Origin of the sequence: Halorussus ruber, assembly GCF_004765785.1 — an archaeon.
In the GTDB taxonomy this organism is placed as follows: domain Archaea; phylum Halobacteriota; class Halobacteria; order Halobacteriales; family Haladaptataceae; genus Halorussus; species Halorussus ruber.
Genome location: NZ_SBIT01000026.1, coordinates 1 through 11951 on the forward strand (window position 1 = coordinate 1; position 11951 = coordinate 11951).

Genomic DNA, 11951 nt, shown 5'->3' on the forward strand with positions numbered 1-11951 from the left:
ACGGCTTGGAACAGGCCGCTCACACCTTCGGCATCGTTCGGTCACTCAACCTATCTGGAGAATCCATCGCATCAACCATTGACTGTCTCGTTATCGGGGCTTTCCGCAATTCTACATAAGAGCGAGAGTGATATCCGTCTATTGATCTGCTTCAGGGTTCGGTCCGTATCGGGGTGTACTGCAGATGTCGCATTCCCACATTGGTTGACCACTCCATTCGTCGTCGGGGACGGTCTCGAAGTCAAGGAATCGGTGCCTCGTATCGCGGTCGCATTCACGACACTTGAGGTGCCTCCTGTTTGGTCGCTCGCGTTGGTGGCTGTCAGCCATGGTCTCTTCGACAGATTGCTGGAGTGCAACTGCGGGGACTAGCCACACGTCGTCTGCGTCCTCAAGAAGAGTCTCAAAATGGTCTTTGTTCTGAATCCCACGTCCGCTTTCGTCGTAGAGGAACGTCGTATGTTCGCCGTCGTGACGGGACTGCGTTGTGTCCTGCCACTCGGTCCGTTCACGGGCAGTCTTGAGTAGCTGTCTACCCGAGTTGGACGTAGTCCGTACTGCTTCGGGAAGCGAAGGCCACTTATCTGCAAGTTGTGATGCAGGCTCTTCCTTGAACTCGGAGATTGGTTGGCAGTCGTCAACCGCGGAGTCTCTGTCGGCCTTCATGAGGAGCCCTGCGGCTGCAGTCCCCTTCGCGACGGCGCTGTCAAACGTCGATGCTTCCACGACGAAATGAACAACGTGAAGCAGTATCCACTCAGTATCTGAACTTGACTGTCCTGCGTCAGAGCTATCGAGGTGGTTCACGAGACAGAACCGACATTTGGTCCGCCTCGCAGGGATTGATGCTCCACAGGAGGAACACTTGCTCTCCGTTGCTATCGTCTCATTTGGATATCTTGTAGCGACTGCATCTAGTCGCTGTTGGCTCGACTCCTCGTCGCTATTGTTGGAGAGTTTGTCGTCGGGAACATGCGTTGCTTCGCCGACCGGCCGAAGTTCTTCGTAGTTAGAGTTCCGCTTAGTCATCAAGTAATGTAGTACTGCCTCGTCTTCGTATTTAAACGATCGCCCCTGGTCAACTCCTATTGAGAACCGCGAATTAGGGGAACACGCGCATTTACATAACGAGTTCAGTCCCATTCACGTCGGTCCCACGCCCGATTTCGGCCGAGAGGCCGCGGTCATGATGGGTGGCCGTCAGTGGTGCTCCGGTACGTTTGCGTTCATTTTCCTCGAACGACTGCCACTCTGGTCCGTGGTCGATTCTGTGAATCGGTCGGGCGGGGTGTCGATTAGTCGTCGCCTCTGGCCCTATCGAGGCAATAAAAACGAGACCAGACAGAGGACGATGTTCGTGGAAATCGAACGTCTAATCTGTTCTAAACTTATATTCTATTCTCTTCTGATTCAAACTGGCTCCCGGAACCCTTACCCTATTTATAACCCATACATTAAAAGTAAATATATAATTTCAACTTTATTGAGGGGTGAGATCGTAGTGTAACGATGTCAGAGGCAGAAACCACCGAGCTAGTAGCGTTTCTTCACGAACACCCGCGGTTGATGGGGCTCCTGTTTACAAGCGCACTACTCGCTATGGAAACGATAGGACGAGCCGAAGCAGGCGGTGCCGCTACCGCTGGCCCCTAAGACTCACGAAGATCCTTCGCGGTAATCTCGTTGCTCCAGAACAGGTCGCCGTCGTAGACGACTGGATGATTGTCAATAGTAAAATGCCGCTCCAATTCTGCATCAGTAACTTCAAACGAATCTAACGGTCCCGATGCGAGATACTGCGTCGAACTTCCTCCGACTGTCGGGTCGAAAAGGGTGCCCATATTGAACTCCCGCATCGGAACTGTCGAGAGGTCCAGTTGCCACCCTTCCGTTGTCTTAGCTACGTCTGAGAGCAAGCAACAGCCACTTTTTGACTGCACGAGCGCTAGACCTCCGTCGCCAATCGTCATGTACGAATACCCTGCGACGACTCGCTGTACCAGATTGACGGCGGCCTGTAGTGGATAGCCGCGATTGAGGGCCTTAGCCAGCGCGCATCCGACTTGCGTGCCCGTGCTATTCGTGATCTCTGAGAGCGTGACGACACCGCCGAGACTGCCAGCTTTGACGAGGGCCTCACCCTGTGCGTACGAGCGACAGGCATTCAGCAGGAACGCCTTCACGTTCACGTCGTCAAGTGTCCGCGCATCGAGATGGCCATCTGGACACCGGAGACCATTCGCGTCAACATGCCCGATGAAATGGAAGAAGTCGACGGACATCTCTAGCAGTTCACGTACTTCCTCGCTCGTCAGCCCGTAGTGAATGTTTACGTCGAACTCGAGGAGTTCGCGGACGCCGTAGAACTCTTCGACGACGCCCTCGGATTCCATTTGGGCGTCATTACAGACGACGTGAATCGTAATCGAGGACTGCTCCGGCGTTTCTTGTTCGAGTTGGCGTTCGTACGCTTTTTTCGTCGCCTTCGTCGCACCAAGCGGATATCCGTCGCCGACCCACGCATGGCGAAGCGAGTCCGTCTCCTTCGGTGTAAAGATGTCGTCGTCAGAGCTGTCGTGTAGTTTACCAGCCGATCGGGTTAGCACGCCGCCTGCAGTACGAGCGTCTGTACCGCGAGTGAACTCGGTGAGCATGTCCGGTGTTGGTGCTGGGTCGTGCCCGTCCGGGGTCGGACTCCGGACGAATGCGAGTTGTGCTGCTGCGAAGGGAAGCATCGGTGCGTGGTCCGACTCGGGGACGATATCCATCGTCAACATCCACTGAGGGAGGTACGGTTCGACGACGGAGAACGGGACGGACAGATATGCCGCGAGTTGCTCTGGAAGCGACTGGTCGTAGAGCGTCTCAAAGTCAAGGTCGACGAGCGGCTCAACCTGATTTCGCTCGTGTAGATCAACCTCGTACAACCCCTCTGTCCGGGTGAGACAGTCGAAGAAGAACACTTGCTGTAACGTCCGGCTGACCACCTCCTCGTAGCCGAGTGGCCCGTCAAGTCGATACTCAAATCCGTCCGTGGTCACGAGTCGCGGTGTCTGTGCCGGTTCGACAGCCGCACCGAGATAGTACGCCAACGAGACCGCAGGATAGACGTACCCGTACTCCGGTGGCAATTCGAGTCGGACACCCGTTGCAGGTGACTTGATATCACTTGGCGCGTCGAACGTCTCACCGCGTTCGAGCAGTGGCGGGTGGCCACGCAACGTCGGGAATGACCGCTCTGAGGTCGTATCTTTCAACGCGGAACCGAACAACGATACCGCGTCCATCAAGTCACGCGGGTCGTCAGGGACCGTAATCGTCCCTGCGGGTTGCTCGTGGAACGACCGCGCACCGACGTGAACACAGACCGGCGTCGTCCCGAAGCTGATCCGAACCGTCGCGTCTCGGTACTCAATATCGAGGGTACTCTCGACACGAAGGTAGAGCTTGACGGGTGCTGTCGTCAGTTCTAGAACGTATTCACCATGTGGAAGCGACCGATCCGTCTGCCCACTCGTTTCGGCGAGTAGGTCTCCCGTTGGCGAACGAACGTAAATATTCGACAACGATGGAATCTCAATGTCGGTCGTCTCGATACGAACCGCCGTCGTAATAGGAACCGGAAAGAGAGCGACGTCCGACGTTGTCGGGTCAACTGCTGTCGGTGTAAAGAGAGCGAACTGTGCGTGTTCGATGGGGTCGAAAATATCGAGTCCCGTTTGGGAAGCGTGAGTCGTAATTCGAGGCTCCATTTTGTATTGAATCCGTGAATCCTACTTAGAGCTGCGTCCAGGGTGTCGATCCGACTTTTGGAATTCGCCAGCGTTGCTCCGCGGGGCTGCCGTTCCGTTTCCGAAGCTGGATTTCGGCGTCACAGTGCGCCATCAGCTTTTTAACTGTTTCTCGGTTTTCGTCAGGGTCACGCTGATAAATAATGTGGAACATTCCGTTATCGACTTTCACACTCGCACTGATGGTGGCGATCAGTCGCTCAACTTCTGAGAAACTGTGTTTTTCGAGCAGGTGGCTGATTGAGTTGATGCCAACTCGCAGTTGGGCCGGTTTGAGGTCGCCGTCGCCGAACCACTCGATAGCATGCTGCAACTCCGACCGGAGTCCTTTGACTGCGTCTGTGTCTTGGCTGGCCGTTGCAATCTTCGGGGCCGCTGAGGCCGGAACACTCCGTTCGTGTCCGTCGAGGTCGATAATCCAGTTACGTGACGCCGCCTGTGGATCTGCCTCTTGGAAGTGAGCCGCTGCCTGCGCACGCGAACCGTCTGTTAACGCGAGGACGCGCTTTCGTGGTGGGGTGGCTTCCGGATCACCGAAGAGATTGCTAGTGGCGTACGCTGCGGTCTGCTCGCCGACCGCTCCGGTGACGAGGAGCGTACTGCCGGACTGTTTGAGTTTGCTGAGTTTTGCCCGCATTTCGTCCACGTCGAACTCTTCAGTCTCGGGGGCTAGCCCACCGCGAAAAGAAAGTCCATCAGCATTCCGTACCGACATCTCTGTTCTATATCTTATATTATAGAAATTAAACTTAATACTACTGGTTTCTAACAGCTCAGAAGTAACGAATTAGTAGCTGATTCTTGCGACCACTCAAAGACTCAGTATGAACGTCCACAGGCACGACCCACACCTGCTCGTCGCTGTCAAGGACGCGATCGAGTTGGTCTCGGTGACGAATCCCCGTACCGGACTCCTCGTAGAGGAATACTAGCGGGCCGCGATACGCACCGAGGTCGTAGCACGCCTTCCGAACGAAGTTCTTATTCTGCATTATCGCTTCCGTATCGAGTTCCCCGAGTGCGTCGCGCACTCGGTCGAGGTTGTGCTCGAACTCTTCGACGGTCGCTTCCCAACCAGATTCGACTAGTTCTGTTCCGTCCACAGAATCGACGGGTGCTGCTACAGGGCGCTCGCCCCAGCGTGCTTTGCCTGCAACAGTCGAACTGTCGTCGTCGAACGTTACGTAATAGTCGAAGACGGCACCGTCGGTTGGGCTTGCACCGACGAGTCCGTCGAACGTCGTCTTCGCGGCCGCGAGTGCTTGGTCTTCGCTCGATGCTTCGACAAGTGCGTAGATTAGCTGGTGCATCTGGATTACCTCGCCGACGCACCGTCCTCACAGTCCGAACGCGCTCGGGACTCCGACGTGCACCAGCGCCCCTGCTGGCGCACGACAAATTACGTCGGCTCGACATGGAATTCGCTACTTGCAGATGTACGGAAAGTAGAGACAGAATTCTGATAGCATCCGGGCACACGAGTCTCGCTATTAATTCTCCGAAACCGGTTCGAGTCCATCGAGATCTGCATACAGCACCTCACCACGTCGGACGACGTACCGAGACGCAAGGACGGGGAAGCGACACTTCGTAAATCCTGCCGTCTGGATGTCGAGGGTCTCACCCGTAGCGATATACGACGCGAGTTCTCGTAGAAATTCTTCAGTCCGCTCGCCACCCTCGTAATCTGGAAGGCCATTCTCACGCTGTTCGTAGACCTCGAACGCGTTGTATCCCCACAACGAGAATCGACCGTCGTCGTCCACATCCCACTTGAGCGTCCCGAAACAGTACGACTCGCAGAGCCTACGAACGCGCTCGGGGTCCGTTACAACTGCACCGTTCGATGTTGTTGCCGCTTGAAGCGTTGCCATTGGTTGCTATGATTTTGTCTCAGAAGCCGGATTCACGCCCAGTTCATCGAGCGCGTCCCGATGTGTCCGTATCGTCCGCGGACTAATGTCAGCTACCTCTGCGACATCCCGCTGGCTGACCAACCAGCCGTGTTCGTGACACGCTTTGTAGAGGCAGGCCGCCGCGAACCCAGACGGCTGGACCCCGACCGTGATATCTGCTTCTTGTGCCGCCCTTGCGAGTGCTCGTGCCCGCTGGCGTATCGAATCAGTCACCTCAAGCGCCGAGGCAAGTCGCGGCACGAACGCAGTCGGCTTGACGGGTTTCGTCGGAAGCCCGAGTTCCACGTTTATCGCCTGATAGGAAGTATGTACTCTCGACTGGTTGACGCGCGCAACGTTCGCTACTTCGTCAAGCGTCCTGGAAAGACCAAGGCATCGACACGCGCCGTGGACGCTCGCAGCCGCCATCGCTTCGACCGACCGTCCACATAGGATGTCCTCGTTCTGTGCGCTCCGGAACAGCGAACACGCCTGTTCGCCGAGTGTTTTCGAGAGCCCGAGTGCACTAGTCAGTCGATGGATTTCACCGAGTCCATGTGCGAGAATCCGCTCGGCTTTCGACTGAAACCGACTGCGTTTGTGTTCACGACGCATCCGCGCGAATCGACGGCGCTTCCGGCCCGCGAACTGTCCACTCGTCGTCTCAACTTTCTTGCCGATTTCAGTTGAGAGGCCGCGGTCGTGGTGCATCGCCGTCAGCGGCGCACCTGTACGCTCTCGGTTCTGTTCGTCGTCACTGAACGACCGCCACTCCGGCCCGTGGTCGATACGTTCGTCTTCGAGGACTAGTCCACACTCCTCACAGACGGTCTCTGCGACGTTCGTGGCGACCCGTCCGTCACACTCTGGGCATCGATTCGTTGTATCGTTCTGTACGTCCTCGTCGAACGCCGTCTCGTAGATCTCGCTCGTTGCCATGATACTCACGAGGGACTCCGTGGATTGGTCTCTCGAAGAGGCCCTCACCAATTGAGGGCAAAATAAACACGTCGCGGTGGGGCAACGACTGAGGTGACCGCTGTGGCGAAAGCCCGGCCGCGAACGGCACGTGGGCCGTGAGCGGCCCGGACCGTGGAGGTGGTGGGAGGTGGCGGTGACCGCCACGGACCAGCAAAAAAAGGGGATTGCTCGGGCTATTCCCACCAGTGACCGCGCTCAGGGAACTGGATGGTCGTCCACCCGGTCACAGCGAGGGAGACACGTCCTTCGTACCAGTTCCGGGCCGCTCCACGGATGCACACTTGCTCGCCTTCTTCCATCCACGGCGCTCGCGAGTTTTTCCAGACCGTGACTCTGGTTCGCCCGCTTTCGTCCTCGATGAGTCCGACTTGTGCGATGCTTGGATGCGATGGCTCCCATAATGTGTCGATACGCCCGGAGATGCTCACCTCCTTGCGATTCACGTCCTCTAGCTTCCCGATCGGAATCACCTGCCCTGGGGCCGTCTGCAGCTCTTCGTGGACGCCGACGACTGCACTCATTATGCTTGCTCCTTCGACCACGCGTTCGGCCAATCGCCGACTAATCGCCGCTCTCGTCCACCCATCCAACTTCTCGCTTAATCGCTTCGTCTGCTCATTCACGCTCGCTAGCTCGCCTTGGGATAGCTCCTCGCGTGGGTCCGGCCGATCTGGGTCCGCCAACGGGTCTATGCTCGCCGCCCGCTTCTGGAACTCTCGACGCCGCTCCTTGCTCCGCTCTGCCGCGATGTCTCGCGCCCGCTCTGCCCGACCATCCTGCCGACTGACTTCGGCCCGGACGCTAATGCGCTCCAGTTCTGCTTCCCGCGCCCGAATGCGCTCTTCCTGTTCGAGGGTCGCACCTTGAATTCGTTCGTTGTTCGTCTGCTTGATTCCGTCTGGGTGGTTCGCATCCACCTTTGCTTGGATTTCCTGCTCGACCGTCGCTCTGAGTTCGGGCGTCTCCTCGACAACCTTGAAGCCATCCGCATCGACTTCCGCTTCGTCCGCCTGTTCGAGTGCCTGTTCATCGACCGAAACGACCTTGCCGCTTGCGTTGTTACTAGACATTGGAACTCACAGGTTCCTGAAGGCGCTCACGCGTCCGACACCGCGATGCTACTACATCGCGGATTTCCTCGACAGCTACAACCAACAGACCCATCTGCGCTCTCGCTCGCGCCTTCGCGCGCCCCCTTGGGGCGCGAGCGAGAGCGCACCCATGACGGTGAGTTATCCAGCACCGCGCGCCGTCTCGGCCGCCGCGAGCGTCCAGCGGAGTATGCGTCGCGGGGTGAGCACCCACGGCGCGCAACCCCCGGCGGATACCCGCTGGCGTCGAGACCAGATTCACTTTAGCCCGGACCGGGCGCTCGCGGTGTGGAGAGCGCCCGCATGCCCGGAATGGTCGGTCGCGAGCGATACGGCGGTCTCGTGAGCGAAGCGAACGAGACGTCGGTGAGCTTGCTCACCGGAAGCCGGTAAGCGGCGAGCGGGGCGGGCCGTAACGAAGGACACCCACTCAACCGGCCTTGTCGCCCGTTTACATAGCTGACCTCCTGGCGGACTCAAGAATGAGAACTTCTACTATTGCTCCCAAAACCGTGTCTTCTCAGAGAGATTAGAGAGAGCGGACAGACAGACGTTTCTCAAACTTTTGGTCAGTCTTCTCTCGAATTTCTTGGCGTACTTCATCTTGATCGGATTCACTCCCGAACTCGTCCTCAAACGAATCGAATCCAAGCGTCGTCAGAATATCCAGCAGGAGCTCGATTCGTCGATCCTGTAGAGTCTCATAGGTCCAGAAGGAATTGAAATATGCCACTACATTCGACAACGTCGGGCTCGTCCTCCAGGCTTACGACGACGATCTTCTTTATTGGGCCATGCACCTTGACTCGCCCGTCAAGTGCTTCACACACGGCCTCAAATCCAGAATCATCTGTGGTCAGTTTTCCTTCGCTCAGGAGGGTTACCTGCCCCTGTTCGATTTGCTGGATTTCATCCTCAGGTATTTGTATGCCCGAAATTGCTTGAAATCAGGAAGAGGTATGTTGTTTTATAACCCTTGACATTCGGAGAAGATACGGATTATCTTTGTATCGACAGACAGAGACAGGTATGGAAGCAACACGAGAAAGGGCTCTTAGCGAACGCGAGTTTGAACTATTGTTAGAAGGAGCTGGGCGGATATCAGATACGCAAAGACGTCTTGAGACACGAGCGGCTATCCTCCTCGGGGGACGCCTGGGACTTCGGCCAGGAGAAACGACGCACCTGTCTACATCGTGGATTGACCTAGAGCGTCAGATGATTCAAATTCCCAAACAAGAAGATTGTACAAAGGGACGTGACGGCGGTATCTGCGGCTACTGTCGGCAAGCGGTGAAACAACGAATGGACCACAATCCCCAGAAGGACTTCCAAAGCTTTGCAGATCGCTATTGGCTCCCGAAAACAGAGGCCGCGTCTCGAACAGTACCGTACCATTTTTCGTATCGAGTCCGAATCGCGATCGAATTACTACTTGACGAACATGGCGGTTGGCCATACTCGTTCTCGACCTTACAGCGACGTCTGGAAACGGCCCTTGAACTGTCTCCCGAACTGTCCAACGACGCAACCTCGTTACACGGACTACGTGCCACAGCAGCGTCGTACCATGCAGGAAGAGGCTTGGATCTCCCTGCACTCCGAGCAATGTTCGGTTGGGAGGACATCACGACTGCACGTCAATATCTGAATGTCGATGGAGCGATGACCCGGCGAGCGCTGGATAGTATTCATCAGTAAAGCTGGACCCACTGATGAACGGAAATCAGGCGTAGCGCTAATTCAGTAGTTATTCCATCGGCCCTACGTCCCCAAGATGAGCGTATTTTTCAGCAACCTTTTCGAAGTACGCTTCTGTCATAATTCGAGGATTCGATACCCGATGAAAGTCATCAAGAACGAACTGCATTTCCTCCTCATCCAGCCCATATGCGTGGAACACGGCCGCATCGACTTCGGCTTGTAGTTCACGCCGAGTCTCCATATCCGTCGCCGGCTCAATTCCGCCGAGTCGCTCACGCATCTCAGCAAACTCCTCACCATAACAGTTGAGCTTCGCCGCTCGATCAGCGATATAGTGGAACCAGTCGTCGCCGTCAGTGAGACGAGGAGCCTGTGACTCCTCAAACTTGTACTTTGAGGCGTGGGAATCGACCTTTGTCCGCATCAAGAAATCGAACGGGATACTGTTGATCAGCCCAAGTGCGACGAAAAGCTCCTTATCAGAGAAAACACGGTCGTAAGCACTGTGCATCGGGAATTCCGAAAGATCGTCCTTGGTAGGGTTTGCTTCGAATGGCCGAACCGTGTACAGCGTATGGACGACGACACCACCCGGTGGGATTACAGCCGCAATGAGCGTCCGTTCGTCGGTTGCACGAGCGACCTCACGAAGTACAAGCCGGTACTCGGAACTATGGAGACGGATGTCCTCCAAAGAAAGTTCGGGGCGGTCGAATTCCTCTGTTAGCAACCGATTGACGAAACGCTTCTGGGAACTTGACGGGAGATGGCTGAACTCAGGGTCATCAGCGAACTTGTTGTAGATAGCCTTCTTAAGGCTGATCGCATCGTCCCGAGCACGGAAGTTCTTCTCTCGAACGCGACGCTTCGCGCTCAGTTCCTCGTTATCCTCACCGACACTCCACAAAGAGATTGGTTCAAGATCGTTGACGTAGGTCGGCTCATAACAGAATTGGTGGATATTCTTTCCTTGATAGACTGGATAATCCCCTTTGGATTCGTCTTCGATGAATCTATCCCGATCTCGTCCCCGATCCAGCTCCTTGTACAGGACCGTACGCCAAGCATCTTCAATTTCAGTCGCCAATGGTGGTGTCTGGAGAATTTTATCCAGCACTGAGACCTCCTGTTGGTCCTCAATATTGGGGAAAATTCGCGCTCCGGGAGAATACTTTTTGAGGATGCGCGCTGGAATTTCTAGAGCTACATCGTCAATCGACCGAAGAGCGTCAACAGAAGTCTGATGAAAGATTCCGTGGACAGTATCAGTACTTCCCTCTGTTCGGAGTGTAACGATACCGAAGTTGTACCTAGTATCTATGTCGGAGAAAATGCCTCTGTTTTCAAATCCGATGATGCTCTGAATCTCAGACTCTTCTAAAGAGTGTACTCGTAAATCCTTCCCAGCTGCGGCGTTAAAGAACGGACCAGGAAGTAGCTGAGAAACGTAACCACCATCTCTGACGATATCATAGACTCGCTCGAAAAACAGTAGAGATAGGTCGTTCGTTCGGGCAACCTGTTGTCCTTCCACGCTTGGCGTCTGGTACTGATATTCTCCACTCTTGTTGATATAGGTCGCTTGCCGTTCCTTGTCGCGCTGGAACTTCTCCCATTCGGCAGCGATTTCAGGGATCTCTAAGAGCTCCTCTACCTTCTTGTCCTTTTCACTTGGCGGGCGGCTACGAAACTCAGTATCGTACTTTGGGAAGAAGTCCGTCCGGTATGGCTTCAGCTCATCCCACGGTGGGTTTCCAATGATGACATCAAAGCCGCCTTCGCGATAGACTGTCGCGAACTCGATCACCCAATGAAACGGTGAGAACTCCTCTAATTCCTCAAGAGAAACATCCTCGTCGACAAGTTCGTTGAACTGATCGCGGATCTTCTCGTTAAGCTCCTCACTATGGGTGTCGATTTTTCGCTCAGCCATTTTACGAGCATTCTGCGCTTCACGGGCTGAATCCGCAGCTCGATGGCGGTCCTGTTCCCGGATCACATCCTCATAGAGGTCTTTGACTGCAGTTCCGACACCCCAGTTCGAGAGTGACGCATCGCCGGCATCCTCCCGTGCGACTTCTTGGAGCTCAGTGAACCCGATCAGTGAGTTACCCTGACGGATGTTGAAATCAATATTCGGGAGTGGTTCGACCTCGTTTGGTTCGTCCTCGATATCAGCGACCATCGACAGCCACAAGCGTAGTTTGCAGATCTCAACTGCTCCGTCCTCAATATCGACCCCATAGAGATTATTAAGGATGATAGATCTCTTTGCGAAAAGTGACATTCCCCCGTGCCCTTCTTCGATGCTCTCCAATTCTTCACGACTACGACTCTCCAACTCCCATCCTTGCCCTTCAGTTTCGAGCCGCTGGAAATACTCAATGCATTGCATCAACTGAGCGGTTCGCTATTGGCTGTTTTCGACTTAATCTACGAATATTGGTGAAATACGAGCTGTTTCTTACACTCTATTCAACAATTGGATT

The 11951-nt window shown here is 55.3% G+C and carries 10 protein-coding genes and 2 pseudogenes; 3 read left to right on the forward strand and 9 right to left on the reverse strand.

The annotated features are described in order from the left end of the window. Positions 1-119, forward strand: a pseudogene (locus EPL01_RS21125) (IS1595 family transposase); the annotation flags it as partial. Positions 120-138: 19 nt separating this feature from the next. On the opposite strand, the gene EPL01_RS21130 reads toward EPL01_RS21125, so the two are convergent. Continuing rightward, positions 139-1029: a biosurfactant protein 1 gene (locus tag EPL01_RS21130; protein ID WP_135827263.1), complete on the reverse strand. Its 891-nt coding sequence runs from the start codon at positions 1027-1029 to the stop codon at positions 139-141. Positions 1030-1129: 100 nt separating this feature from the next. Further along, positions 1130-1270: pseudogene (locus EPL01_RS22305) on the reverse strand (transcription initiation factor IIB family protein); the annotation flags it as partial. A gap of 239 nt (positions 1271-1509) precedes the next feature. Between EPL01_RS22305 and EPL01_RS22755 the strand changes: the two are divergent. Beyond that, positions 1510-1653 carry a DUF7503 family protein gene (locus EPL01_RS22755; protein ID WP_420028560.1) on the forward strand — a complete coding sequence of 48 codons (144 nt, stop codon included), beginning with the start codon at positions 1510-1512 and terminating at the stop codon, positions 1651-1653. Here EPL01_RS22755 and EPL01_RS21140 read toward each other — a convergent pair. The 6 genes from EPL01_RS21140 to EPL01_RS21165 all read right to left on the reverse strand — a co-directional run bounded on the left by EPL01_RS21140 (position 1650) and on the right by EPL01_RS21165 (position 7737). Next, complete coding sequence (locus EPL01_RS21140; RefSeq protein ID WP_135827264.1) at positions 1650-3752, reverse strand: hypothetical protein; 2103 nt, start codon at positions 3750-3752, stop codon at positions 1650-1652. The two genes, EPL01_RS22755 and EPL01_RS21140, sit on opposite strands and share 4 nt — an antisense overlap. A gap of 25 nt (positions 3753-3777) precedes the next feature. Further along, a complete protein-coding gene (locus tag EPL01_RS21145; RefSeq protein ID WP_135827265.1) occupies positions 3778-4506 on the reverse strand; it encodes a DUF7504 family protein in 729 nt (242 codons plus the stop codon). Positions 4507-4564: 58 nt separating this feature from the next. Next, entirely contained in the window at positions 4565-5101 is a 537-nt protein-coding gene (locus tag EPL01_RS21150; RefSeq protein ID WP_135827266.1) for a DUF7995 family protein, read from the reverse strand. 180 nt (positions 5102-5281) lie between these two features. Continuing rightward, positions 5282-5665, reverse strand: a complete 384-nt coding sequence (locus tag EPL01_RS21155) for a hypothetical protein (protein ID WP_135827267.1) — start codon at positions 5663-5665, stop codon at positions 5282-5284. Positions 5666-5671: 6 nt separating this feature from the next. After that, positions 5672-6625 (reverse strand): transcription initiation factor IIB, encoded by a 954-nt coding sequence (locus tag EPL01_RS21160; protein WP_135827268.1) that lies wholly within the window; start codon positions 6623-6625, stop codon positions 5672-5674. A 215-nt stretch (positions 6626-6840) separates the two neighbouring features. Then, positions 6841-7737 carry a DNA-binding protein gene (locus EPL01_RS21165; protein WP_135827269.1) on the reverse strand — a complete coding sequence of 299 codons (897 nt, stop codon included), beginning with the start codon at positions 7735-7737 and terminating at the stop codon, positions 6841-6843. Positions 7738-8787: 1050 nt separating this feature from the next. Between EPL01_RS21165 and EPL01_RS21175 the strand changes: the two genes are divergently transcribed. Continuing rightward, positions 8788-9459, forward strand: coding sequence for a site-specific integrase (locus EPL01_RS21175; protein WP_135827270.1), 672 nt, complete (start codon positions 8788-8790; stop codon positions 9457-9459). A gap of 49 nt (positions 9460-9508) precedes the next feature. On the opposite strand, the gene EPL01_RS21180 is transcribed toward EPL01_RS21175, so the two are convergent. Then, entirely contained in the window at positions 9509-11857 is a 2349-nt protein-coding gene (locus EPL01_RS21180; RefSeq protein WP_246045828.1) for an Eco57I restriction-modification methylase domain-containing protein, read from the reverse strand. Positions 11858-11951: the final 94 nt, after the last annotated feature.

What these genes read in the sequence shown, in the direction of transcription:
- EPL01_RS21165 (WP_135827269.1), bottom strand. Translation starts at nt 7,737, where the DNA reads ATGTCTAGTAACAACGCAAGCGGCAAGGTCGTTTCGGTCGATGAACAG.
- EPL01_RS21155 (WP_135827267.1), bottom strand. Translation starts at nt 5,665, where the DNA reads ATGGCAACGCTTCAAGCGGCAACAACATCGAACGGTGCAGTTGTAACG.
- EPL01_RS21150 (WP_135827266.1), bottom strand. Translation starts at nt 5,101, where the DNA reads ATGCACCAGCTAATCTACGCACTTGTCGAAGCATCGAGCGAAGACCAA.
- EPL01_RS21130 (WP_135827263.1), bottom strand. Translation starts at nt 1,029, where the DNA reads ATGACTAAGCGGAACTCTAACTACGAAGAACTTCGGCCGGTCGGCGAA.
- EPL01_RS21175 (WP_135827270.1), top strand. Translation starts at nt 8,788, where the DNA reads ATGGAAGCAACACGAGAAAGGGCTCTTAGCGAACGCGAGTTTGAACTA.
- EPL01_RS22755 (WP_420028560.1), top strand. Translation starts at nt 1,510, where the DNA reads ATGTCAGAGGCAGAAACCACCGAGCTAGTAGCGTTTCTTCACGAACAC.
- EPL01_RS21180 (WP_246045828.1), bottom strand. Translation starts at nt 11,857, where the DNA reads ATGCAATGCATTGAGTATTTCCAGCGGCTCGAAACTGAAGGGCAAGGA.
- EPL01_RS21145 (WP_135827265.1), bottom strand. Translation starts at nt 4,506, where the DNA reads ATGTCGGTACGGAATGCTGATGGACTTTCTTTTCGCGGTGGGCTAGCC.
- EPL01_RS21160 (WP_135827268.1), bottom strand. Translation starts at nt 6,625, where the DNA reads ATGGCAACGAGCGAGATCTACGAGACGGCGTTCGACGAGGACGTACAG.
- EPL01_RS21140 (WP_135827264.1), bottom strand. Translation starts at nt 3,752, where the DNA reads ATGGAGCCTCGAATTACGACTCACGCTTCCCAAACGGGACTCGATATT.